This is a genomic window from Ensifer sp. EB106-03-01-XG145 (assembly GCF_058792075.1).
Window position 1 is genome coordinate 821,934 of the sequence record NZ_JBYTEC010000001.1, and the last position, 21,830, is coordinate 843,763.

The window sequence follows — 21,830 nt, forward strand, 5'->3', positions numbered from 1 at the left end:
CGGTTCGGCACGCTGCATGATTGCTTAGATCGGAATCGATTTAAGGATAAAATTATGCAGCCGCTCAATGTGTTGCAGCGACCCTTGCGCGTCTCAGAAGACGGGCGGCGCTGTCAGCTTCGCATGACGAGGACGGTCGCATGATCACCGGCTATTGCGCCGATGGGACAGCCGTCGTTCTGACACCGGCCGAACCACCCGAAAAATTGCGTCCCGATGTCATCTGGCTGGATCTGGTCGAGCCCACCAAGGCAGAAGACCTGATGATGGAGAAGCTTCTCGGCATTTCCATCCCGACACGCGACGATCTGAAGGACATCGAACCGTCGAGCCGCCTCTATGTCGAGGAGGGTGCCGTGTTCATGACGGCGTCACTGGTGTTCCGTTCGGATACGGATATCCCCGGACTGACGGATGTCGGCTTCATCCTGTCGGGTGGCCGGCTTGTGACCATCCGCTATGCCGAGCCCCGGTCGTTCACCCTCTTCAAGACATCGATGCATCGCTTCCCGGGCGGTTGCCGCGATGGCGCGGTTGTCCTGACCCGGCTTCTGGAAACGGTCGCCGACCGAACCGCCGAGATTCTCGAGCAGGCGGTCACCAAGATCGACGATCTGTCGATCGACGTCTTCAGCGACAAGGCTGCAGGCAAGCGCCGCTCGCCGCATTATCTCGAGGCGCGCTTGCGTGATGTCGCTGGCCATCATCGCCTCGTCGCCAAGACGCGTGACAGCCTTGCCTCGCTCTCGCGCCTGCTGACCTTCGTCTACACTGTTCCGGAGGTGCAGGAAGACAAGGACACGCGCGAACTCTGCCGTTCGATCTCCCGCGACATCCAGTCGCTTTCCGAGCACGCAAGTTTCATTTCCGGCAACATCACCTTCCTGCTTGATGCGTCGCTGGGTCTGATCAACGTCGAGCAGAACGCCATCATCAAGATTTTCTCGATCGCATCGGTCGTCCTGCTGCCGCCGACCCTGGTCGCTTCGGTCTACGGCATGAACTTCCGCGTTATGCCCGAACTGGAATGGCACTTCGGCTATCCCTGGGCGATTGCGGCGATGGTGATATCGGCCGTCATCCCCTTTTTCTTTTTCCGCTGGAAAGGCTGGCTGTGAACGCCAGTAGGTTTGCATGACCCAACCGCATGCCCCCTCCCACGAGCCGAAGGATCTGCGACGCCTGCTGATCCTCGGGCTTGGCTCGATCGGTGTCGTCTACGGCGACATCGGCACCAGCCCGCTCTATGCCTTTCGCGAAGCGCTGCGCCCGGTTTCCCACGACGGCGTGACCGACGTGGAGATCATCGGCCTGATCTCGCTGATGATCTGGACGCTGACGATTATCGTCACGATCAAGTACGTGCTGTTCCTGCTGCGCGCCGACAACCAGGGGGAGGGCGGCACGCTGTCGTTGCTCGCTCTTCTGATGAAGTCCGCCAACGGGCACGCATCGATCCTCTTCTTCATGGGGATCGCGGGTGCAGCACTTTTCATCGGTGATGCGATGATCACGCCGGCCTTGTCCGTTCTTTCGGCGGTCGAAGGTCTGAAGCTGGTGACGCCGGCGCTATCGGAATACGTGGTTCCGATCGCAGTGGTCATCCTGCTCATGCTCTTTGCGGTGCAGTCAAAGGGAACGGCGGCCGTCTCCAACTTCTTCGGGCCGATCACGCTGGTCTGGTTCCTGGTGATGGGCTGGATCGGCCTCGTCCACATTTCCGACGACCTGACGATCTTCAAGGCCTTCAATCCTTACTATGCCGTGAGCTTCATGCTGAATGAAGGCTATGTCGGCATCATCGTCCTTGGCGCCGTTTTCCTGACGGTGACGGGTGCCGAGGCGCTCTACGCCGACCTCGGACATTTCGGTCGCCGACCGATCCAATGGGCCTGGTTCCTGGTCGTCTTCCCGGCGCTGACCCTCAACTATCTGGGGCAAGGTGCCTTCGTGCTGCAGAACCCGGAAGCGATGTCCGATCCGTTCTTCCTGATGTTCCCGAAATGGGCGCTGCTACCGGTCGTCATTCTGGCGACGGCGGCGACCATCATTGCCAGCCAAGCGGTGATAACAGGGGCCTTTTCGCTGACACGTCAGGCGATCCACCTGGGCTTCCTGCCGCGCATGGCGATCTTCCACACGTCGGAGACGCATACGGGCCAGATCTATCTTCCGAACGTCAACACGCTGCTGATGTTCGGCGTCATGGCGCTCGTCTTCGTCTTCGGTTCGTCGGAATCGCTCGCCACTGCCTACGGCATCTCGGTCACCGGCGCGATGGTGGTGACGACGGTGCTTTCGTTCGAGTTCCTGCGCACGCGCTGGAATTGGTCCGGGCTCTGGGCGGCGGCGCTGCTGCTGCCGCTGTTTGGGCTGGAGTTCATCTTCCTCGGCGCCAACATGCTGAAGATCCACGACGGCGGTTACGTGCCGGTGCTGATCGCCGCCACCTTCATCGTCATTATGTGGACCTGGCGGCGCGGAACCGAGATCCTGCACGCCAAGACCCGCCACATCGACATTCCACTTGCAAGCTTCATCAAGTCGATCGAGCGCAAGAGCGAGCATGCACCGGTGGCCGTTCCCGGCACGGCCGTGTTCCTGACGAGCGATCCGGAGTCGACCCCGGCCGCACTGCTCCACAACATCAAGCACAATCATGTGCTGCACAATCAGAACTTCATTCTGACGATCCGTACCGCCAACACACCGAAAGTGCCGAAGTCGGAGCGGGTGAGTATGCAGCCGCTTTCGGATCGCTTCACGCTGCTCGAGATGCGCTTCGGCTTCATGGAAACGCAGAACGTCTCGCAGGCGCTCGGCCTTTTCCGCAAATCGGGGCTGAAGTTCGACATCATGTCGACCTCCTTCTATCTCGGTCGCCGCAAGCTCGTGCCCGATGCCGAATCCGGCATGCCTCATTGGCAGGACCGGCTGTTCATCGCACTGGCCAATGCGGCGATCGACCCCTCGGACTATTTCCGCCTGCCGACCAACCGCGTCGTCGAACTCGGCTCGCACGTCATCATCTGATCCTTGCTTCCCTCAACCGAGTGTGCCGGGCAGGGGGCTTCGCATACACAGTGAGATAAAACGAAGCCGTTCCCGGCCGGGGCGGCTCCGTTCGCGTTATGACGGCCGTGTTCTTCAGCGAGGCTGCATTAACCAAACATCAAGGTTAATGCTTCATTTTCAAAGCTCGAACGAAGCGGCTCCGGCGGGGTGTCCGGCCGCCTCATTGTCTTAGCTTCCCGCGCGGAATCTCCGACGCTGGCTTCTTGCCGGCGCGGGCAAAGCCGTGCCGTTCGTCAAGCGTTGCGTGGAGTCGGTTGGTGCGTAAGAGTCGGAACCTGCGTCAAAAGTCTCGCCTGAACGTGTCCACGTGGATGGCGCCTGCAATCATCGGCCTCGCGCTCTATCTCGGCTTCCCTTCCGTTGCGGCCTATGCGGATCTCGCGACCTTTCTCTCCGGCATCAATCGTGGTGGTGAGCGCTGGCGCATGTACATGACGCCGTCGCCGGCGGGCTCGATCCACGAAGTCGAAATGGTCTTTGCCGATCCGATCACGACGGGCGCGCTCGATGGCGGCGCCGGCATCAACATGCCCGACGGCAGCCGCGTCGCACTCACGTCCGAGACCAAGCATTCCGGCACGCCAGACGAGGAGCGTATCAACCGCCGCGACAAGAAGGGGCGCATCGTCGCCGTCACGCCGGTGACGCCGCCCAAGGATTTCACCGCCGGTTCCATCCTGCAGCGCACGAGTTCCCTCACGGAGCCGCGCTTCGAGGAAGGCGAGAAAATGGTCTTCGCCAAGGCGCGCATCAAGGGCAAGGAGATCGAGATCGCCACGGCCTTCTATAGAAAGAAGCCACCAAAGGCGGATCCCGGCGTTTCGCCGATGCTGGCCAAGCTCGTGACGAACGACAAGCCCGACATTCTTGCGACTGCTTACGTCCGGCCCGAGCCGGACTATGCGCGTGAATCACCCTTCGATTCGATCCTGCGCGAAGACAAGAACGCTGGCCGCTTCATTCCCGAAATCGCGCCTGACGACCACGCCTGGGCGGCAACGGTGCTGCCCTCGACCGTATTCAGCAAGGAAGAGCAGGCCTGCCTGGCCGAAGGCATCTATTTCGAAGCGCGCAGCGAGTCGCTCAAGGGCCAGGCGGCCGTCGCTCAGGTGATTCTCAACCGCGTCCGCAATCCGACCTATCCGAAAACCATCTGCGGCGTCGTCTATCAGAACAAGACCTGGCGCAACCGTTGCCAGTTTTCCTTCGCCTGCGACATGATCCGCGACCTGATCTACTCCCGCTCGCACTGGAAGATGGCCAAGGAAGTCGCGATGGCGGTCACGGCCGGCAAGATCTGGCTGCCGGAAGTGGGCTCTGCCACCCATTACCATGCGACTTACGTCAATCCGCCCTGGGCAAAGACGATGAAGCGGGTCGGCAAGATCGGCATGCACGTCTTCTACCGCACCTATGGCGGCGGCTGGAGCTGATCGGCGCCTGACGCGATTCCGCCGTCTTTTCCTGTCTAGCCGTAGAACCGAGATTCCAGCCGACAGAGTGCAGGAATCCTGCGACAACCTTGTCGCGGATTGTGCTTTGCAATTCTAACTATTTGAATTATCGTAATAATATTGTCCACGGCCATGCTGCCCCCATGCCTTGACTATGCGGGTGCCTAAAACTATGTTGCGCGCGACTTCAAATGGGGCCGAAACGTGGCTTGAACGATGGCCTATTGTATGACCGAAATCGCGGTCTGAGACCCGATTAGGACGGCAAGGGAGTGGCCACGTGGCGGAGAAACCTGAAGAAAGTCTGGAAGCGCGGCTGAAGCAGCTCGGCGATAAGATTGAGGCCAAGAAGCCTCATACGTCTGATGCAGCGGAGGCCCGTGCCGCCGAAAGCCGTAAGGGCTATGCGGCGGCGATGAAGCTGTCGAGCGAATTCATCGCCGGCATCGTTGTCGGCGCGTTTCTGGGCTATCTTTTGGACCACTTTGCGGGTACAGGGCCGTGGGGCATGATCATCCTCCTGCTTCTTGGCTTCTGCGCTGGCGTGCTGAATGTGCTGCGCTCGGCCGGTATGGTGGCAACACCGGAAGCTGGAAGAGGCGGCCCTGAGGATGACAAGAAGGACGGAGACGCCCACTGAGGCGTTGTCCCGAAGAAAACGGTTTCCGCTCTTGGGCGGGCAGAACGAAAGAGAAGCGCGGTGTCAAACGATCCGACCCACCAGTTCCTGGTCAACAAGATTGTCCCGATCGAGATTGGCGGAATTGACTTTTCCTTCACCAATGCGTCGCTGTTCATGGTCGCGACCGTGGGTGCTGCCGCAGGCTTCCTGTATCTGACGACGTCGCAGCGCGGTCTGATCCCGAACCGCATGCAGTCGGTCTCCGAAATGTCCTACGAGTTCATCGCCTCGATGCTGCGCGAAGGCGCCGGCAGCGGCGGCATGAAGTTCTTCCCGATGGTGTTCTCGCTGTTCATGTTCATCCTGACGGCGAACCTGCTCGGCATGTTCCCGTACTTCTTCACGATCACCAGCCAGATCATCGTTACCTTCGCGCTGGCGCTGTTCGTGATCGGTACCGTCATTCTCTACGGTTTCTACAAGCACGGTTTCGGTTTCCTGAAGCTTTTCGTGCCGCATGGCGTTCCTGGCGTGCTTCTGCCGCTTGTCGTCGCGATCGAAATCATCTCGTTCCTTTCCCGCCCCATCAGCCTCTCGGTCCGTCTTTTCGCCAACATGCTGGCCGGCCACATCACGCTGAAGGTCTTTGCAGGCTTCGTCACGTCGCTCAGCGCCCTTGGCGCGCTCGGCATCGGTGGCGCGATCCTGCCGCTCATCATGACCGTCGCCATCACCGGTCTTGAGTTCCTCGTCTGCTTCCTCCAGGCCTATGTCTTTGCGGTACTGACCTGCATGTACCTCAACGACGCTGTCCATCCCGGAAGCCACTAAGGAATAACAGTCGCTTGCTTTCGGCCGGCCCTCCGCCGGAAGCACAATCCTAAGCCGCAACACCATTCGAAGGAGTTCAAACATGGAAGCGGAAGCAGCAAAGTACATCGGCGCAGGTCTCGCTTGCCTCGGTATGGCCGGCACGGCTCTCGGCCTCGGCAACATCTTCGGCAGCTACCTGTCCGGCGCACTGCGCAACCCGTCGGCTGCTGACGGTCAGTTCGGCCGCCTCGTATTCGGCTTCGCCGTTACGGAAGCTCTGGGCATCTTCTCGCTGCTCGTAGCCCTGCTCCTCCTCTTCGCCGTCTAATATCGGCTGGAGTTTCGGCCGCGGCCCGTCAAAAGGTCGCGGCCGCGCATATTCTTGAGTGCACCTGGAGGTGAGCATGTTTGTGACCGCGGCCTATGCCCAGCAGTCAACCACCACTGAAGGCGCCGAAGCACACGATGCCGCTGCGGCCGGTGAGGTGCACACCGAAACGGGTGTGGCCCACGAAGGCGAGGCTGGCCCCGGCGTGTTCCCGCCCTTCGATTCGACCCATTTCGCATCGCAGCTGCTTTGGCTCGCGATCACGTTCGGCCTCTTCTATATCCTGATGTCGAAGGTTATCATTCCGCGTATCGGCGGAATTCTCGAAACCCGTCACGATCGGATCGCTCAGGATCTCGATGAAGCGTCCCGCCTCAAGGGCGAAGCCGACGCGGCCATCGCTTCCTACGAGCAGGATCTGGCAACGGCCAAGTCCAAGGGTCACAAGATCGCTGACGACGCTCGCGAATCCGCAAAGGCCAAGGCCAATGCAGACCGCACAGCCGTCGAAGCCGATCTCGCCAAGAAGATCTCGGCTGCGGAAGACCGCATCGCCGACATCAAGGCAAAGGCACTGGCCGACGTCGGCGCCATCGCTGAGGAAACCGCGACCGCTGTCGTCAAGCAGCTGATCGGTGGAACCGTCACCAAGGCCGAGATCACCGCTGCCGTCAAGGCATCGGCCGGTAACTGAGGAGCACTGAACCATGCATCTTGATGCGACCTTCTATGCCCTCGTCGGCCTGATCCTGTTCTTCGCCCTGATCGCCTATCTCAAGGTTCCGGGCATGATCGGCAAGGCGCTCGACGCCCGCGCCGAAAAGATCGGCAACGAGCTGACCGAAGCCAAGCGTCTGCGCGAAGAAGCACAGAGCCTTGTCGCCGAGTACCAGCGCAAGCGTAAGGATGCCGAAGCGGAAGCTGCCGGTATCGTCGCTGCCGCTCAGCGCGAAGCCGAAATGCTGACGGCGGAAGCCAAGCAGAAGACCGAGGAATACGTTGCTCGCCGCACGGCTCTCTCGGAGCAGAAGATCAAGCAGGCTGAAAGCGACGCGATCAACGCCGTCCGTTCCGCTGCCGTCGATCTGGCGATTGCCGCTGCCGAGAAGGTCGTCGCCGCCAAGGCCGACGCCGGTGCACAGAGCGATCTGTTCACGAAAGCGCTTGGCGAAGTCAAGGCACGCCTGAACTAGTCCTCAGGACATTCCGGATTTGAAAAGCCCCGCCCTGTGCGGGGCTTTTTGTTTGGGCTATGCACCAGGTTTGGCTGCAGGCACTGGCCTCCCGGCGATACGCTGGGTGGATCGCTGAGACGATAGCGCGCCTACCCCGGTTCACGGCGGGCCGCCTCGCGCGGGGCCGGTGACCCCGTTAAACCTTTACGCGCGCATATTCGTCGGCGCGTGGCCCTATGGGGCACGCGCTGGTGTCTCAGACAAGATTTCTTCTGCAAACGGGCGAGCCGGAACCGGCGCTCCCAAGAACCGCTCAGCCGCTATTAGTCCTGCCGCAGGGGCCGGAAGCTCATGCGGTGCAGGGCGCAGGGACCATGCGTTTCTATGGCGCGCCGGTGGGTTACGGTCGCGTAGCCGGCATGGAGCGCAAAGCCGTAGCCGGGATGCGCGAGGTCGGCGCGAGCCATCATACGATCGCGCGTAACCTTGGCGACGATCGAAGCGGCGGCGATCGATAGCGACCGTGCGTCGCCCTTTACGACTGCCTTGGCATGGCATGAAAGCCCGGGCGGCACGTCGCGGCCGTCGACGAGTACGAAGCGTACGGTCGAGGGAAGACCCGCCACTGCGCGTCGCATCGCCTCCAGGCTTGCCTTGCGGATATCCGTGGCATCGATCGTGCCGGCCGAGGCCGAGGCGATCGATACCTCCGATGTCGCGAGGATTTCGTCGAACAGCTTCTCGCGCGCCTGCGCGCTGAGCTTCTTGCTGTCATCGAGGCCCTCGGGAATGGCGTCGGGATTGAGAATGACCGCAGCCGCTACGACCGGTCCTGCGAGCGGGCCGCGACCAGCTTCATCGGCGCCGGCGACCGGCCAAAATCCATCACCTCTTGCCGAGAGTTCAAAACTGAAATCGGGTGCTTCGATGATATCGGGAAAAAGGGGAGAATCGGACGACCTGCGAGACATAAGTCTAATTCGCATGATCGACCGATTCTCTTCAAGCCCCCAGGTCCGAGTGCGGCGGCGGACGGGGGGATGGCCGATGCCCCAGGCGGGGGCGGGGCACCGGAACTGTTTTGCGACCTTCTAGCGTTCACACCGGCTTGCCTGAGGGGAGCGGTGACAGCTCTCCCATTTCCCGGGCATCCTCGGCGCCTATCGCTGGCCACAAACCCGAAATAGCCATCGTGCGGCCATTCCGGAAAACCTTCAAAGAAGCGAGAGTTGCACCCCCGTTCCGAGCGGCGGCACGAACAGATCGTCGCGAAGCTGGCGGCGTGTCGGGTTGAAGCCGAGGCGCTTGGTGGCGAGATCGAAGCGGCGGCCGATCTGCCAGGCATAGGGGCCGGCGCCTTTCATGCGCTTGCCGAACTCGGCGTCATAGTCCTTGCCGCCACGCATGGAGCGGACGAGCGACATGACGTGGCGGTAGCGGTCCGGATAGTTGCGCAGAAGCCAGTCACGAAACAGCGGGCTGACTTCGAGCGGCAAGCGCAACAGCACATAGCTCGCCTCCGTCGCACCGGCCGTCCTTGCCGCTTCGAGAACCCGCTCGATCTCATGGTCGTTGAGCGCCGGGATGATCGGAGAGACGAGAACCCCGGCGGGGATGCCGGCCTCGGCAATGGCACGCATCGCCTCCAGCCGCTTGGGCGGCGTTGCGGCGCGGGGCTCCATTGTCCTCGCCAGCTTGCGGTCGAGCGTGGTGACTGAAATGCCGACCCGCGCCAGTCCCTTCTCGGCCATTGGCGCGAGGATGTCGATGTCGCGGGTGACCATCGCCGATTTGGTGACGATCATGACCGGGTGGTTGGCGTCCCTCAGCACTTCGAGGATCTGGCGCATGATGCGCCATTCCTTTTCAATCGGCTGATAGGGATCGGTGTTGGTGCCGATGGCGATGGGCCTGACCTTGTAATCCGGTCGCGCCAGTTCGCGCTCCAGGAGCCGCGCGGCATCCGGCTTGGCGAAGAGCTTCGCCTCGAAATCCAGACCCGCCGACAGGCCCATGAAGGCGTGTGTGGGGCGGGCGAAACAATAGATGCAGCCGTGCTCGCATCCGCGATAGGGGTTGATCGAACGGTCAAAGGAGATATCGGGAGATTCATTTCGGGTGATCACCGTCCGCGGCTTCTCGACCTGGACTTCGGTCTTGAAGGGGGGCAGATCTTCCAGGCTTTCCCAGCCGTCGTCGAAGCTTTCCCGCGCCTGCGGCTCGAAGCGGCCGGACGTGTTGAGCCCGGCGCCGCGTCCGCGGCGGCGGTCGATATCGATCCGCAAGCCTGTTGCGCTCATCATCGCTTCGGCGACATCTGCCGTATTGGCGGGCGCAAGCGCACCCTGCCTGATCTGAGACAGCTCGTTCATTGGAATCTCCCCGGAATCAGATCTTTGATCCCGTTTTGTTCTGATTATTTTCCTATCGCGAATGCGAGAACAATTCAAGAACAAAAAGCGGGAGCAGTACGTTTGGAGTTTCGTGCTCCCCGGTTTGGTTTTCAGCCAAGCCAGCAGTGCATGTAGCAATTGTGAGTGTGATGCGGTAGGACGGGCTATGCTGACGATCATCATGGAAACGCGGGACAACGAAGCCGAGCTGGTGCAGACGCTGTCGGTGCTCGTCGCCGGCGCCGTGGAGGGCCTCGTCAGTGATGTGATTGTCCTCGATCACGGCTCCAAGGACGGCTCGTCGCGTGTGGCGGAAGCGGCCGGCTGCCGCTTTCACGTCGATTGGAATCTCGGCGACGTCGTGCGTTCGGCGCGCGGCGAATGGCTGATGCTGCTCGAACCCGGTGCCCGTCCGATCGGCCGGTGGATCGACGAGCTTGCCGAATACGTCTCGCTCAACAGGGCGCCCGCGCGCTTCTCCGATTCCAGAATGCACCGCAAACCGTTCTTCCGCCGCCTGATCCGGCGAAGAAAGCCGCTGGAAACGGGTTTCCTGGTGAACAAGCATGATGCGCTCGCAGCGGCCGATGGCAATCGATGCCTCGGCGACATGACGAATGTCCGGGCGGTCCGCAAACTCTCGACGGAGCTCGTTCCGGCCTGGGTCGTCACCGAAAGCAAGCCGACGCCGGGACGCTCCTGATCGCTGTGCACTAAAAAGGTGCCAGTCCCAGGGGACGGCACCTCAAGGTGGCTCTCAAATGACCTTGTCTGGTAAATTTCTTGCCGGGCAGCATTCTGGCTGCACGTCGTATCCCCTTGTTCTCCCCGCCCGGGGATATCGGCGGGGAGGCGTCTTTGCAGCCTGAAAAGAAACGTGCGGCGTCCGATCTTCGGTGGGCTGATGATCGGACGCTAAAGGCACGAAAAATGGCTGTCAGTTCCAAAGGTAACAGACGGGCCGAAAGTGCGATGGGACGTGGAGGATCCGGGCTTAACCGCGTTTGAGGTGCTCGTCGAGCCGGGGCATGATCTCGACGAAATTGCAGGGCATGTGCCGGTAATCGAGCTGCTGCTTCAATATGCCGTCCCACGCATCGCGGCAGGCGCCGGGTGAGCCGGGCAGAACGAAAATGAAGGTGGCGTTGGCAACGCCGCCGGTTGCGCGTGACTGGATCGTCGAGGTGCCGATCTTCTCGTAGGAGATCCGATGGAAAACCTCGGAGAAGCCGTCCATGCGCTTTTCGAACAGCGGCTCCAGCGCCTCCGGCGTCACGTCCCGGCCGGTGAAGCCCGTGCCACCGGTCGTGATCACCACGTCGATCGTCGGTTCGAGCGTCCAGGCCTTCACCTGGTCGTAAATCTGCGCCCGATCGTCCGGCACGATCGCGCGCGCTTCCAGGCGATGACCTGCGTCGCGCACCCGCGCCTCCAGCGTGTCGCCCGATTTGTCGTCGGCGAGCGTGCGGGTGTCGGACACCGTGAGGACAGCAATTCCGACGGGAACGAAGGGGCGTTTTTCGTCGATGCCAGCCATTCTACTTGCCTCTTCCTATCGTGTTGCAGGCGAGAACGTACCAGCCGGGCTGCGCCTCCGAAAGAGTACGCGCTGTCGCAGCCGCACGCTCACCGTTGTCGAAAATGCCGAAGCAAGTGGCGCCTGAGCCCGACATCCGAACCAGCAGGGCCCCGGCCTCCATCAGCGACTGGCAGACGTCGCCGATGACAGGCTGCAGCTGCTGCGCCGGCGGCTGCAGATCGTTGCGCATCGTTGCCATTGCCGCCAGCCACGCGTCGAGCGTTCCCGAAGCCTGAGGCAAAACGAGCGGCGCATTGGTCTTGTTCGCGAGCGTCCGGAACACCACCGGCGTCGAAACGGCAACGAGCGGATTGACCAGTACGAGGGGCAGGGATGGAAGGTCGGCAAGCGGCGTGATGTCCTCACCGATGCCTTTCGCCACGAGAGGAATGCCGGCGAGGCACATCGGTACGTCGGCGCCGAGCGCCAATGCCATTGCATCGAGGCGGGAGGGTTCGATCGCGGCGTGCCAAAGTTGGAGAAGCCCAAGAAGCGTCGCCGCCGCGTCGGCGGAACCGCCGCCGATGCCGGAAGCGAGGGGCAAATTCTTTTCGAGATGCAGATGAACAGGGCCGGCAGCGGCGAGGTTGCGGGACCGCAGTTCCTCACGCAGGACATCTCGCGCCTTTAGGACCAGATTGCCGCCCTGGGCGCTGGCATCCATTGGCAGTTCTGCGGCAAAGGGCCCCGATACGGTAAAGAGGTCGGCGTCTGCCGATGCAAAGCCGATCCGGTCGCCGCGATCGGCAAAGGTGACGAGGCTTTCGAGAAGGTGGTGGCCGTCGGCCCGCTGGCCGACGACGTGGAGCGCCAGATTGATCTTTGCGGGCGCCGCGCGCGTCAGCGTGAAGCCCGCGATGCCGTCATCAATCATGGATCGATCAGGACTTCTTGTCCGGCGCCGGCGCTTCCGCTTCCGGGGTCACCTTCTTCGGCGCGGTTTCCTTGGCATCGGCGGAGGCCGGAACCTCTTCCTTCAGCGGCGGCAGGCCGTTTTCGATCTTCGCCTTGATCTTCGGGATCTCGGCTTCCTCGGGCTTCAGCTCAAGCGTCTGTGTCCATTGGAACACCGCTTCGAGCTTGCGGCCGACGCGCCAGTATGCGTCACCGAGGTGATCGTTGATCGTCGGGTCGCCGGCCATCAGTTCAGCCGCTTTTTCCAGTTCCACCACCGCATCGTCGAAGCGGTTCATGCGGAAATAGGCCCAGCCGAGCGAATCGACGATGTAGCCGTCGTCGGGCTTCAGTTCGACCGCCTTGCGGATCATCTCGAGGCCTTCGTCGAGATTGATGTTCATGTCGACCCAGGAATAGCCGAGATAGTTCAAAACCTGCGGCTGGTCCGGGTTGAGTTCCAGCGCTTTCTTGAAGCTCGGTTCGGCCTTGTCCCAAAGCTTCTGGCGCTCGTAGGCAATGCCGCGCTGGAAGAACACGGTCCAGTCGCTGCGCTTCGGCACCGGTCCGATCTGTTCGACGGCCTGGTCGTAGAGCGTGCCCATCTCCTTGTAGTCCTTGGCGTCGGAGAGCACGCTGCCATAGGCGAGATAGTTGCGGATGTTCTTCGGATCGACGTCGATCAGCGCTTTCAGGTGCTTCTTCGCTTCGTCGACTTTGCCGATGCTGGCCAAGCTCAGGCCGAGTTGCAGTTCAGAGACGCGCCGCATCGGCGAGGTCTCCGGGATAGCCTTGTAGAGTTCGATCGCCTCGTTCGGCTTCTTCAGGTTTTCGGCGATGCCGCCGAGCATCACGAGGATGTCGGCGCTGTCGGGGTCGAGCCGGCGGGCGGTCTGCAGATAGAGCGAAACGATATCCTCGGCGCCGTCGCGATTGAGCGCAGCACCAATCGAGAAGAGCACGGCCGCAGCGCCCTGGCTGGCATTCTTGACCTGCTGTTCTTGCGGAACACCGTTCTCGATGTCGGTCCTCAGCGCCTGCAGCGGCGTGTAGTTGTTGACCATGTTCTCGCCGACGGCGACGGTATCGAGCGCCTTCTGCTTGTTGCCTTCGCGCGCCTCGAAACGAGCGAGCGCTTCGACTGCCCGCATGAAGGTGTCAGGCGCAGCACTTCCGCCTTCCCGATCCAGAATGGCATCGTTGAGCCTGGTCCGTGCGGTCTGCTTGTCGCCCGCGGCAACCGCGATCGCGCCTGCATGATAGTTCTTGAACACGCGGAACCAGTCGGGGCCCTCCAGGCCGTTGATCTGTGCCAGCGCTTCCTTCGGCTTGCCCTGGCCGAACTTCGCCCAGGCGGAAAGCAGGCCGTTCATCAGCCGGTCGAGATCGTTGGGGCCTTGGTAGTTGAGGAGCTTCTGCGCATTGCGATACTCGCGCTTGCGGATCGCTTCGATCGCGCGGATCACGGTGGTGATGCGCTCGACGGCCGGGTCTGACTTCAGCTGCTCGGCAATCTTGGCGCCTTCATCGAACTGGCCGGCCATCAGCAGGGTGATCATCAGCCGCTGCTTGACGTCGTTGTTGTTTGGTTCGAACTGCAGCGCGATCTTGTAGAGCTCGGTGGCGGACGCGAAGTCGCGGTCCGTATCGGCGGTACGGGCAGCGAGGAAGGCGCCGGCGAAAGTATTCACCGTCTTGATGTCAAAGGGTTCGCTTTCCTCGACAGCGGCGACCTTGTCTTCCGCGAAGGCCTGGTGGCTGCCGCTGACTGCGGCGAGAGCCAGCAGTGCTGCGCCGCTAAGGAGGCGGAGGATCGTCATTTGCCGCATGTCAAACCTTTCGTGCCGATTGCTCGGTCTTGCGCACCACTGAGGGTTGTTTCCGGAGTCAGCCACATATAGCCCAGCACAACTCTTGAGGAACAGAATGGCTTTTTTGGCGCAATGCGGCAAGAAAATCCTGTCGGTCGTCCCGGTACGGTTGAAGTCCCGTCAGCTTACCCGGTCGATGCAGAAGTCGATCACTTCTGTGAGCGCCGACTTCCAGGGGGACGCCGGCAGCGGCGCCAGCGCATCGCGGGCAATCGTGCCGTAGTGCTGGGCGCGCGCGATGGTGTCGCTCAAGCCGCCATAGCGCTTGATCAGGCCGAGCGCCTTTTCGAGGTTCTGATCGCTGCTGTCGCCGCCTTCGATCGCCTCGCGCCAGAAGGCCCGGTCTTCCGCCGTTCCGCGGCGGTAGGACAGGATCACCGGAAGCGTGATCTTTCCTTCGCGGAAGTCGTCGCCGACATTCTTGCCGAGGTCGCTCGACGAGCCGCCATAGTCGAGCACGTCGTCGACGAGCTGGAAGGCGAGGCCAAGGTTCATGCCGTAGGATTTCAGCGCATTGCGGTCGGATTTGCTCGTCTGGGCGACGATCGGTCCGACTTCGGCGGCAGCGGCAAAGAGTGCCGCGGTCTTCGCGCGAATGACCTGGAGATAATCGTCCTCGGTCGTTTCCATGTTCTTGGCGACGGAAAGCTGGAGAACTTCGCCTTCGGCGATGACGGAAGCAGCCGTCGAGAGCACGTCGAGCGCGTCGAGCGAGCCGACATCGACCATCATGCGGAAGGCCTGGCCGAGCAGGAAGTCGCCGACAAGAACACTCGCCTGGTTGCCCCAGATCGTGCGCGCGGTGGACTTGCCGCGGCGAAGGTCGCTTTCGTCGACGACATCGTCGTGCAGCAGCGTCGCCGTATGCATGAATTCGACGCTGGTGGCGAGCTTGACGTGGGCGTCGCCCTCATAGCCGAACATCGAGGCGGAGGCGAGCGTCAGCATCGGGCGCAGGCGCTTGCCGCCGGAAGAAATCAGGTGGTTGGCGACTTCGGGAATCATCTGAACGTCGGAACCGGCCTTCGACAGGATGAGCTGGTTGACGCGCTCCATGTCCGGCGCTGTCAGGTCGACGAGCGGCTTAACGGACGCCTGTTTGTTTTTGCTGTCTTCCAGCGGTATCACTACGCCCACACCGGGACTCCTGTTTTCATTGTCGCTTTCGACAATAGGAAGGGGTGTCCCGTGCGGCAAGAGGCGAATTGTCCCGCTTGCTGAAATAGGACAGGAAAAACCGCCGGATGAAGGAATTGATCCGTACCAACGATGCCGTCGTGCTCTCCTTTGCCGAGAGCCTGATGAAGGATGCCGGCATCGCAAGTCTCATCGCCGATCAGGGGATGAGCATTCTGGAAGGCTCGCTCGGCCTGCTGCCCCGCCGTTTTCTGGTCGCGGACGAGGACGCGGAAGCCGCGCGGCGGATATTGATCGACGCCGGGCTCGAGGCGGAGTTGCGGTCGTGAACTCGGACCCAGTGCTGGCGGCCGCAACCGAAACCGTCGATGCCTTCCATCGCGGCAAGTTCCATGTCGTTCAGCCGCTGGGGCAGGGACATCGCTCGGGCATGGACGCGATGCTGCTGGCATCGCTCGTTTCCTCGGATCATCCCTGCCGCATCGCCGATCTTGGCGCCGGTGCGGGCGCCGCCGGCATGGCCGTCGCTTCGCGGATCGCAGCTGCGGAGGTGGTGCTGGTGGAGCGCTCACCGATCATGGCGGAGTATGCCCGTCGCAGCCTGCTGCTGGCTGAGAATGCCCGCTTTGCTTCGCGGGTCTCGGTGCTGGAGGCCGATGTCTCGCTTGCCGGCAAGGCGCGTGTCGCGGCGGGTCTGGCGGATGACAGCTTCGACCACGTGATCATGAATCCGCCCTTCAACGACGCTTCCGATCGCAAGACGCCGGACAGCCTCAAGGCTGAGGCCCATGCGATGAGCGACGGGCTCTTCGAGGTCTGGGTGAAGACGGCTGGCGCGATCATGAAGCCGGGCGGGCAACTGTCGTTGATTGCCCGGCCGGAATCGATCGCCGAGATCATCGCCGCCTGCGGCCGCCGCTTCGGCGGCATCGAGATCACGGCGCTGCATCCGCGCGTCGGCGAAAACGCCGTGCGCATCCTGGTGACGGCGATCAAGCAGAGCCGCAAGCGGCTGGTGTTGCGCGCGCCACTCGTCATGCATGAGGAGGGGCATCGCTTCGCTGATCATGTCGACGATCTCAACAACGGTCGTGCCGCCTATCGCCGCCGCTGATTTACCGTATGCGGCATTGCGTTTGTCGTGGCAGTGCATACATGCCATGGATGGGCCAATACATTTGGCCATCGGAGCGGCATGAGGAAAGGTGCCATGCCGTTTTCCTCACGCTGCTCCAAAGCGATCCAGTAGGCAGGAGTTGAAATGAAGGCGTTCCTGAGACGGTTGTTGCCGAGGCGATTTCGCAGGGAAGGCGTGACGATCCCCGTTGTCCGGCTTCACGGTGCGATCATGGCTGGCGGCGGGCAATTCCGGCCGGCGCTCAACCTGGCAACGGCGGCACCGCTTCTGGAAAAGGCCTTTGCAATCAAGGAAGCGCCTGCGGTTACGATCTCCGTCAATTCGCCCGGCGGCTCCCCGGTGCAGTCGCGCCTGATCTATCAGCGTATCCGGGACCTCGCCCAGGAGAAGAAGAAGCGCGTCCTGATCTTCGTCGAGGACGTCGCTGCGTCTGGCGGTTACATGATCGCGCTCGCCGGTGACGAGATCATCGCCGATCCGACCTCGATCGTCGGCTCGATCGGTGTCGTGTCCGGCGGTTTCGGCTTTCCGGAACTGCTGAAGAAGATCGGTGTCGAGCGGCGTGTTTACACCGCCGGCGAAAACAAGGTGATGCTCGACCCGTTCCAGCCGGAAAAGGAGCAGGACATCGCATTTCTGAAGAACCTGCAACTCGACATCCATGATACCTTCATCCAGATGGTCAAGGCACGTCGCGGGCAGATGCTCGCCGATGATCCGGATATCTTTTCCGGCCTTTTCTGGACCGGCCGGCGCGGGCTGGAGCTGGGGCTAATCGACGGTCTTGGCGATCTGCGCGGCGAGGTGAAGAAGCGTTACGGCGACAAGGCGCGGCTAGAACTCATCCAGCCGGTGCGCAGCCTTTTCGGCCGACGGCAGACCGGCACGGCCGTTGCCGGCGCCCTTGTCGAGCCCTTGGCGGCGTCGGCGGCAGCGGGTCTTGCCGAAGCAATCGAGGAAAGGGCATTGTGGGCGCGGTTCGGGCTTTGAGCCCAAGCAATTCCAGCGAAATTGTAAGACGGTTTCGCATCCGGAATGAGATAGGGCGTTTCCACGACTGCATTTGATCGGAAGCGCCCTGACTCACGCGTGATGTCTTTGGAGGAAAAATGCCGCAACTCATCCTGCTCCTGATCGCAGGTTTCATCTTCTGGCTCGGTTATCGCAAGTTCGTGGCCGATGCGCAGAAATTGACGCGCCAGCGTGAACAGGCCCGCCGCGAGGAGCGGACCGGGGCGCAGGGCACGCTGGTCCAGGATCCGGAAACCGGTGAGTACAGGCTGAAACGCGAAGACGAATAGCGAGATCGAGGGACGCGGACGCTCCGGCGCGTCTAAATGCCGGGCCGGCGCCGTAGTGCTTGACCCCTGCCATCAGGCGTGGCACCTGTCCGGCTCAATTTTTATGAAGAAATCCGGACGCGATCCATGACCACTCTGCCCGATCATATGAACCCGAAGCGCTCGTTTCAGGCTCTGATCCTGACTTTGCACAACTACTGGGCCGACAAGGGTTGCGCCGTCCTGCAACCCTACGACATGGAAGTGGGCGCCGGTACCTTCCATCCGGCAACGACCCTGCGCGCGCTTGGTCCGCGCCCCTGGCGCGCAGCCTATGTGCAGCCGTCGCGTCGTCCGACCGATGGCCGCTACGGCGAAAACCCGAACCGCCTGCAGCACTACTATCAGTACCAGGTGCTCTTGAAGCCGAACCCGTCCAACCTGCAGGAGCTCTATCTCGGCTCGTTGGAGGCGATCGGCCTCGATCCGCTGCTGCACGATATCCGCTTTGTCGAGGACGACTGGGAAAGCCCGACGCTCGGCGCCTGGGGCCTCGGCTGGGAATGCTGGTGCGACGGCATGGAAGTGTCGCAGTTCACTTACTTTCAGCAGGTCTGCGGCATCGAATGCTCGCCGGTCTCCGGTGAACTGACCTACGGTCTCGAGCGCCTGGCCATGTATGTCCAGGGTGTCGACAACGTCTACGACCTGAATTTCAACGGCCGCGAAGGCGCCGAGAAGATCAGCTATGGCGACGTTTTCCTGCAGGCCGAACAGGAATATTCGCGCTACAATTTCGAATACGCCAACACCGCCATGCTGCATCAGCACTTCATCGATGCCGAAGCGGAGTGCCAGGCGTTGCTGGCGGCCGGCGCACCCGGCGATCACAGCAACAATCAGCTGCACAAATGCGTCTTCCCCGCCTATGACCAGTGCATCAAGGCGAGCCATGTCTTCAACCTGCTCGATGCCCGTGGCGTCATCTCGGTCACCGAACGCCAGAGCTACATCCTGCGCGTCCGTACGCTGGCCAAGGCCTGCGGCGAAGCCTTCCTGCTGACCGACGCTGGTGGCGCGAACTTCAACCGGGACGCGGCTTGACCACGCAACGGTCCGGCCTCGTCGTTCACATCAACGGCTGGCCCGGAACTGGCAAACTGACGATCGCGCGCCATCTGGCCGAAAGGCTGGGCGCGCGGCTTGCCGACAACCACACGCTGATCAATCCGGCCGAGGCGCTGTTTGCGCGCGGCACACCGCTCTATCGATCTCTGCGCGCGGCGATCCGTGAGAGTGTGTTGGACCATTTGGCGAGGGCGCCGGCAGAACAATCCTTCGTTTTTACCGATGCGCTCTCGGATGACGCCTCCGACACCCGCGCCTTCGAAGACTACGCCGAGCTTGCGCGCCTGCGCGGCGCCCGCTTCGTTGCGGTCGTCATCGATTGCGATGTCGAGGAAAATCTCAAGCGGCTGACAAGGGCCGGACGGTCAAAGCAACACAAGCTGACCGATCCTGCGATCCTTTTGGACCTTAGGGCCAAACACAGATTGCTGCGGGGCAATGGTCATGCGGTTGTCGAGATCGATGTGACGACGCTTGGCGCCAATGAGGCCGCCGAGTATATCGCCGGCCGTATCCTTGCGTGATCAAACAACTTTGACGATGGCGGCGGCCTTGCTGGCCTGATCCAGCGTGGGGTAGGCGCCGGTGTAGATCTGACCAGCGTAGGTCTGCAAGGCGCGACGAACGCCGACGGGCTTTTCCTCTGCGATGGACACGTTCGCATAGGCAACGAAAAGCGCCGTGAAGGCGATTGCGTTGATGAGGGTTGCGAACGTTTTCATGACCTTAGCTTCGTTTTCCAGGAGTTGCTCTCTGGACTGGAATATGGCTGAAGGTCAGCAATGCTGCCGTTCCCGCAGGAACAGGGATTGGACGCCGCACGCGAACACTGTGTTCACGAGGGGTATGCGCATTGCCTCCGTTCGCAGCGACAGTTGGGGAGGAGTGCGTTTCTCCGCGCAATTGCGGTAGAAAGGCCTTTGCAGCTTGAAAGCCGGTGCTAATCTCGGCCGGGCAATTTTGGAGGGCACCCTATGATCGGTCTGGCAATCGCCGTCGTCGTGATCCTGTATCTGGTTTTCGTCTATAACGGTCTCGTCAAGGCACGGCAGATCGCCGAGGAGGCCTGGTCCGGGATCGATGTGCAGCTGAAGCGTCGCGCCGATCTCATCCCCAACCTGATCGAAACCGTGAAGGGCTACGCGGCGCACGAGAAGTCGACGCTGGAAGAGGTGATCGCCATGCGCAACCGGGCGCAAGCTGTGCCATCAGGCGATGTCGAGGGGCGGGCTCAGGCCGAAGGCGCGCTGTCCCAGGCGCTCGGCAAGCTGTTCGCGCTTGCCGAAGCCTATCCGGATCTGAAGGCCAACGAGAATTTCGCCGAACTGCAGCGCTCACTGGAGACGATCGAGGGCGAGATCCAGATGTCGCGCCGCTATTACAACGGCGCTGCCCGCGATCTCAATGTCAAGGTCGAGAGCTTTCCGTCGAACCTGATCGCCAACGCCTTCCGTTTCGTCAAAGCCGGCTATTTCGAGATCACCAACGAAGCCGATCGCGCGGTGCCGCAGGTCAAGTTCTGACCTTATCCATCCGCGGTTCCGATCGCCACGAACATCCCGGCCGCGGGCTCCCGCCGCGGCTCATTCGCATCAAGAGACCTATTCGATGACCACCGATACCATGAAGAAGCTGACCATCCTGCCGACCGACCATCCGCTTCGCGGCCATGTGCGCCCGCCGGGCTCGAAGTCGATCACCAACCGCGCGCTTTTGCTGGCCGGCCTTGCGAAAGGCACGAGCCGATTGACGGGTGCCTTGAAGAGCGACGACACCCGCTACATGTCGGATGCGCTCAGGGCGATGGGTGTCGAGGTCAGCGAGCCGGATGAAACCACATTTGTCGTGACCAGCACGGGCAAGCTGCTCCCGCCGGCTGCACCGCTGTTCCTCGGCAATGCCGGAACGGCGACGCGCTTCCTGACGGCGGCGGCCGCTCTCGTCGATGGCACAGTCGTCGTCGACGGCGACCAGCATATGCGCAAGCGCCCGATCAAGCCGCTGGTCGAAGCACTCGGCGCCCTCGGCGTCGAGGTCACCTCCGAGACCGGCTGCCCGCCGGTCACCGTCAAGGGCACCGGCGGCTTTCCGGCCGGCCGCGTCGTCATCGATGCCGGCCTTTCCAGCCAGTATGTCTCTGCCTTGCTGATGGCGGCTCCGGGCGCCAAGGGGCCTGTCAGCATCGAGCTTGCCGGCGACGAGATCGGCGCGCGTGGTTACATCGACCTGACGGTTGCCGCCATGCGCGCCTTCGGGGCCGAGGTCGAGCAGGTGAGCCCGTCCGTATGGCAGGTCGCCCCGACCGGTTATCGTGCGGCCGACTATGTCATCGAGCCTGACGCGTCGGCGGCCACCTATCTCTGGGCGGCGGAAGTGCTGACCGGCGGCGCCATCGACCTGGGCGTCCCGGCAACGGCCTTCTCCCAGCCGGATGCACGCGCCCATGCGGTGATCTCAAGCTTCCCGAACCTGCCTGATGTCATCGACGGTTCGCAGATGCAGGACGCGATCCCGACGATTGCGGTGCTCGCCGCCTTCAACAACACGCCGGTGCGCTTCGTCGGTCTCGCCAATCTGCGCGTCAAGGAATGCGACCGCGTGCGCGCGCTGTCACTGGGCCTGACGGCGATCCGGCCAAACCTTGCGCATGAGGAAGGCGACGACCTCATCGTCTCTTCCGACCCGGGTCTTGCCGGCCAGACCCTGCCGGCATCGATCGACACCTTTGCCGATCATCGCATCGCCATGAGCTTCGCGCTTGCCGGCCTGAAGATCCACGGCATCACCATCGAGGACCCTGGCTGCGTCGCCAAGACCTATCCGGCCTACTGGGACGCGCTCGCATCCCTCGGCGTCGAATTTACCGGCGATCGGCCGTGAGCGAGAGCGGGATGAGGAAAAGTGTATGGGGTTTTCCGCCCGCATCCCGCTCTAACTTATCAA

General features: G+C 62.0%; 24 protein-coding genes. 17 read left to right on the plus strand and 7 right to left on the minus strand.

The window, feature by feature from the left end; genetic code table 11:
• The first annotated feature begins 140 nt into the window (after positions 1–140).
• The 8 genes from AC3WWH_RS03975 to AC3WWH_RS04010 all read left to right on the plus strand — a co-directional run bounded on the left by AC3WWH_RS03975 (position 141) and on the right by AC3WWH_RS04010 (position 7,485).
• Positions 141–1,118 carry a magnesium transporter CorA family protein gene (locus AC3WWH_RS03975; RefSeq protein WP_057250823.1) on the plus strand — a complete coding sequence of 326 codons (978 nt, stop codon included), beginning with the start codon at positions 141–143 and terminating at the stop codon, positions 1,116–1,118.
• 16 nt (positions 1,119–1,134) lie between these two features.
• Entirely contained in the window at positions 1,135–3,033 is a 1,899-nt protein-coding gene (locus AC3WWH_RS03980; RefSeq protein WP_058320425.1) for a potassium transporter Kup, read from the plus strand.
• Positions 3,034–3,386: 353 nt separating this feature from the next.
• The gene (locus AC3WWH_RS03985; protein WP_058320424.1) at positions 3,387–4,508 is read left to right on the plus strand and encodes a cell wall hydrolase; all 1,122 of its coding nucleotides are present in this window, start codon (positions 3,387–3,389) and stop codon (positions 4,506–4,508) included.
• A gap of 301 nt (positions 4,509–4,809) precedes the next feature.
• On the plus strand, positions 4,810–5,169 hold the full coding sequence (locus tag AC3WWH_RS03990; protein ID WP_057250817.1) for an AtpZ/AtpI family protein: 360 nt from the start codon (positions 4,810–4,812) through the stop codon (positions 5,167–5,169).
• 60 nt (positions 5,170–5,229) lie between these two features.
• On the plus strand, positions 5,230–5,982 hold the full coding sequence (locus AC3WWH_RS03995; RefSeq protein ID WP_057250816.1) for a F0F1 ATP synthase subunit A: 753 nt from the start codon (positions 5,230–5,232) through the stop codon (positions 5,980–5,982).
• A gap of 82 nt (positions 5,983–6,064) precedes the next feature.
• Positions 6,065–6,292 carry a F0F1 ATP synthase subunit C gene (locus tag AC3WWH_RS04000; RefSeq protein ID WP_025426100.1) on the plus strand — a complete coding sequence of 76 codons (228 nt, stop codon included), beginning with the start codon at positions 6,065–6,067 and terminating at the stop codon, positions 6,290–6,292.
• 76 nt (positions 6,293–6,368) lie between these two features.
• On the plus strand, positions 6,369–6,986 hold the full coding sequence (locus tag AC3WWH_RS04005) for a F0F1 ATP synthase subunit B (protein ID WP_058320423.1): 618 nt from the start codon (positions 6,369–6,371) through the stop codon (positions 6,984–6,986).
• A gap of 13 nt (positions 6,987–6,999) precedes the next feature.
• Positions 7,000–7,485, plus strand: a complete 486-nt coding sequence (locus tag AC3WWH_RS04010) for a F0F1 ATP synthase subunit B (protein WP_058320422.1) — start codon at positions 7,000–7,002, stop codon at positions 7,483–7,485.
• Positions 7,486–7,790: 305 nt separating this feature from the next.
• Here AC3WWH_RS04010 and rnhB read toward each other — a convergent pair whose 3' ends face one another.
• Positions 7,791–8,438, minus strand: coding sequence for a ribonuclease HII (rnhB, locus tag AC3WWH_RS04015; protein ID WP_058320421.1), 648 nt, complete (start codon positions 8,436–8,438; stop codon positions 7,791–7,793).
• A gap of 243 nt (positions 8,439–8,681) precedes the next feature.
• The gene (locus AC3WWH_RS04020; RefSeq protein WP_058320420.1) at positions 8,682–9,839 is read right to left on the minus strand and encodes a PA0069 family radical SAM protein; all 1,158 of its coding nucleotides are present in this window, start codon (positions 9,837–9,839) and stop codon (positions 8,682–8,684) included.
• A 187-nt stretch (positions 9,840–10,026) separates the two neighbouring features.
• Between AC3WWH_RS04020 and AC3WWH_RS04025 the strand changes: the two genes are divergently transcribed.
• Positions 10,027–10,563 carry a glycosyltransferase family protein gene (locus tag AC3WWH_RS04025; protein WP_058320419.1) on the plus strand — a complete coding sequence of 179 codons (537 nt, stop codon included), beginning with the start codon at positions 10,027–10,029 and terminating at the stop codon, positions 10,561–10,563.
• A gap of 291 nt (positions 10,564–10,854) precedes the next feature.
• Here the strand turns inward: AC3WWH_RS04025 and moaB are convergent, their stop codons facing one another.
• The 4 genes from moaB to AC3WWH_RS04045 all read right to left on the minus strand — a co-directional run bounded on the left by moaB (position 10,855) and on the right by AC3WWH_RS04045 (position 15,341).
• A complete protein-coding gene (gene moaB / locus AC3WWH_RS04030; protein WP_057250805.1) occupies positions 10,855–11,397 on the minus strand; it encodes a molybdenum cofactor biosynthesis protein B in 543 nt (180 codons plus the stop codon).
• 1 nt (position 11,398) lies between these two features.
• Complete coding sequence (locus AC3WWH_RS04035) at positions 11,399–12,313, minus strand: 4-(cytidine 5'-diphospho)-2-C-methyl-D-erythritol kinase (protein WP_057250802.1); 915 nt, start codon at positions 12,311–12,313, stop codon at positions 11,399–11,401.
• Positions 12,314–12,320: 7 nt separating this feature from the next.
• Positions 12,321–14,162, minus strand: coding sequence for a tetratricopeptide repeat protein (locus tag AC3WWH_RS04040; RefSeq protein WP_057250800.1), 1,842 nt, complete (start codon positions 14,160–14,162; stop codon positions 12,321–12,323).
• A gap of 162 nt (positions 14,163–14,324) precedes the next feature.
• The gene (locus AC3WWH_RS04045) at positions 14,325–15,341 is read right to left on the minus strand and encodes a polyprenyl synthetase family protein (RefSeq protein ID WP_058320418.1); all 1,017 of its coding nucleotides are present in this window, start codon (positions 15,339–15,341) and stop codon (positions 14,325–14,327) included.
• 107 nt (positions 15,342–15,448) lie between these two features.
• On the opposite strand from AC3WWH_RS04045, the gene AC3WWH_RS04050 reads away from it, so the two are divergent.
• From AC3WWH_RS04050 to AC3WWH_RS04075, 6 genes are all read left to right on the plus strand, one after another.
• On the plus strand, positions 15,449–15,670 hold the full coding sequence (locus tag AC3WWH_RS04050) for a putative signal transducing protein (protein ID WP_057250796.1): 222 nt from the start codon (positions 15,449–15,451) through the stop codon (positions 15,668–15,670).
• Positions 15,667–16,455: a tRNA1(Val) (adenine(37)-N6)-methyltransferase gene (locus AC3WWH_RS04055; protein ID WP_057250794.1), complete on the plus strand. Its 789-nt coding sequence runs from the start codon at positions 15,667–15,669 to the stop codon at positions 16,453–16,455. Before AC3WWH_RS04050 ends, AC3WWH_RS04055 begins: the two co-directional genes overlap by 4 nt.
• Positions 16,456–16,602: 147 nt before the next feature.
• On the plus strand, positions 16,603–17,469 hold the full coding sequence (locus tag AC3WWH_RS04060; protein ID WP_057250793.1) for a S49 family peptidase: 867 nt from the start codon (positions 16,603–16,605) through the stop codon (positions 17,467–17,469).
• Between the two features lie 119 nt (positions 17,470–17,588).
• On the plus strand, positions 17,589–17,780 hold the full coding sequence (locus AC3WWH_RS04065) for a hypothetical protein (RefSeq protein WP_058320417.1): 192 nt from the start codon (positions 17,589–17,591) through the stop codon (positions 17,778–17,780).
• A gap of 126 nt (positions 17,781–17,906) precedes the next feature.
• On the plus strand, positions 17,907–18,863 hold the full coding sequence (locus tag AC3WWH_RS04070) for a glycine--tRNA ligase subunit alpha (protein ID WP_058320416.1): 957 nt from the start codon (positions 17,907–17,909) through the stop codon (positions 18,861–18,863).
• Positions 18,860–19,411 carry an AAA family ATPase gene (locus AC3WWH_RS04075; RefSeq protein ID WP_058320415.1) on the plus strand — a complete coding sequence of 184 codons (552 nt, stop codon included), beginning with the start codon at positions 18,860–18,862 and terminating at the stop codon, positions 19,409–19,411. The genes AC3WWH_RS04070 and AC3WWH_RS04075 overlap by 4 nt, the downstream gene beginning before the upstream one ends.
• On the opposite strand, the gene AC3WWH_RS04080 is transcribed toward AC3WWH_RS04075, so the two are convergent.
• On the minus strand, positions 19,412–19,609 hold the full coding sequence (locus AC3WWH_RS04080) for a hypothetical protein (RefSeq protein ID WP_058320414.1): 198 nt from the start codon (positions 19,607–19,609) through the stop codon (positions 19,412–19,414).
• A gap of 252 nt (positions 19,610–19,861) precedes the next feature.
• Between AC3WWH_RS04080 and AC3WWH_RS04085 the strand changes: the two genes are divergently transcribed.
• Positions 19,862–20,410, plus strand: a complete 549-nt coding sequence (locus AC3WWH_RS04085) for a LemA family protein (RefSeq protein WP_058320413.1) — start codon at positions 19,862–19,864, stop codon at positions 20,408–20,410.
• 85 nt (positions 20,411–20,495) lie between these two features.
• Positions 20,496–21,767: a 3-phosphoshikimate 1-carboxyvinyltransferase gene (locus AC3WWH_RS04090; protein ID WP_058320412.1), complete on the plus strand. Its 1,272-nt coding sequence runs from the start codon at positions 20,496–20,498 to the stop codon at positions 21,765–21,767.
• Positions 21,768–21,830 lie beyond the last annotated feature (63 nt).

Excerpts from the sequence above, each read along its gene's own strand:
- AC3WWH_RS03975 (WP_057250823.1), top strand. The coding sequence starts at position 141 with ATGATCACCGGCTATTGCGCCGATGGGACAGCCGTCGTTCTGACACCG.
- AC3WWH_RS03980 (WP_058320425.1), top strand. The coding sequence starts at position 1,135 with ATGACCCAACCGCATGCCCCCTCCCACGAGCCGAAGGATCTGCGACGC.
- AC3WWH_RS03985 (WP_058320424.1), top strand. The coding sequence starts at position 3,387 with ATGGCGCCTGCAATCATCGGCCTCGCGCTCTATCTCGGCTTCCCTTCC.
- AC3WWH_RS04000 (WP_025426100.1), top strand. The coding sequence starts at position 6,065 with ATGGAAGCGGAAGCAGCAAAGTACATCGGCGCAGGTCTCGCTTGCCTC.
- AC3WWH_RS04005 (WP_058320423.1), top strand. The coding sequence starts at position 6,369 with ATGTTTGTGACCGCGGCCTATGCCCAGCAGTCAACCACCACTGAAGGC.
- AC3WWH_RS04010 (WP_058320422.1), top strand. The coding sequence starts at position 7,000 with ATGCATCTTGATGCGACCTTCTATGCCCTCGTCGGCCTGATCCTGTTC.
- rnhB (WP_058320421.1), bottom strand. The coding sequence starts at position 8,438 with ATGTCTCGCAGGTCGTCCGATTCTCCCCTTTTTCCCGATATCATCGAA.
- AC3WWH_RS04020 (WP_058320420.1), bottom strand. The coding sequence starts at position 9,839 with ATGAACGAGCTGTCTCAGATCAGGCAGGGTGCGCTTGCGCCCGCCAAT.
- AC3WWH_RS04025 (WP_058320419.1), top strand. The coding sequence starts at position 10,027 with ATGCTGACGATCATCATGGAAACGCGGGACAACGAAGCCGAGCTGGTG.
- moaB (WP_057250805.1), bottom strand. The coding sequence starts at position 11,397 with ATGGCTGGCATCGACGAAAAACGCCCCTTCGTTCCCGTCGGAATTGCT.
- AC3WWH_RS04035 (WP_057250802.1), bottom strand. The coding sequence starts at position 12,313 with ATGATTGATGACGGCATCGCGGGCTTCACGCTGACGCGCGCGGCGCCC.
- AC3WWH_RS04040 (WP_057250800.1), bottom strand. The coding sequence starts at position 14,162 with ATGCGGCAAATGACGATCCTCCGCCTCCTTAGCGGCGCAGCACTGCTG.
- AC3WWH_RS04050 (WP_057250796.1), top strand. The coding sequence starts at position 15,449 with ATGAAGGAATTGATCCGTACCAACGATGCCGTCGTGCTCTCCTTTGCC.
- AC3WWH_RS04060 (WP_057250793.1), top strand. The coding sequence starts at position 16,603 with ATGAAGGCGTTCCTGAGACGGTTGTTGCCGAGGCGATTTCGCAGGGAA.
- AC3WWH_RS04065 (WP_058320417.1), top strand. The coding sequence starts at position 17,589 with ATGCCGCAACTCATCCTGCTCCTGATCGCAGGTTTCATCTTCTGGCTC.
- AC3WWH_RS04070 (WP_058320416.1), top strand. The coding sequence starts at position 17,907 with ATGACCACTCTGCCCGATCATATGAACCCGAAGCGCTCGTTTCAGGCT.
- AC3WWH_RS04080 (WP_058320414.1), bottom strand. The coding sequence starts at position 19,609 with ATGAAAACGTTCGCAACCCTCATCAACGCAATCGCCTTCACGGCGCTT.
- AC3WWH_RS04085 (WP_058320413.1), top strand. The coding sequence starts at position 19,862 with ATGATCGGTCTGGCAATCGCCGTCGTCGTGATCCTGTATCTGGTTTTC.
- AC3WWH_RS04090 (WP_058320412.1), top strand. The coding sequence starts at position 20,496 with ATGACCACCGATACCATGAAGAAGCTGACCATCCTGCCGACCGACCAT.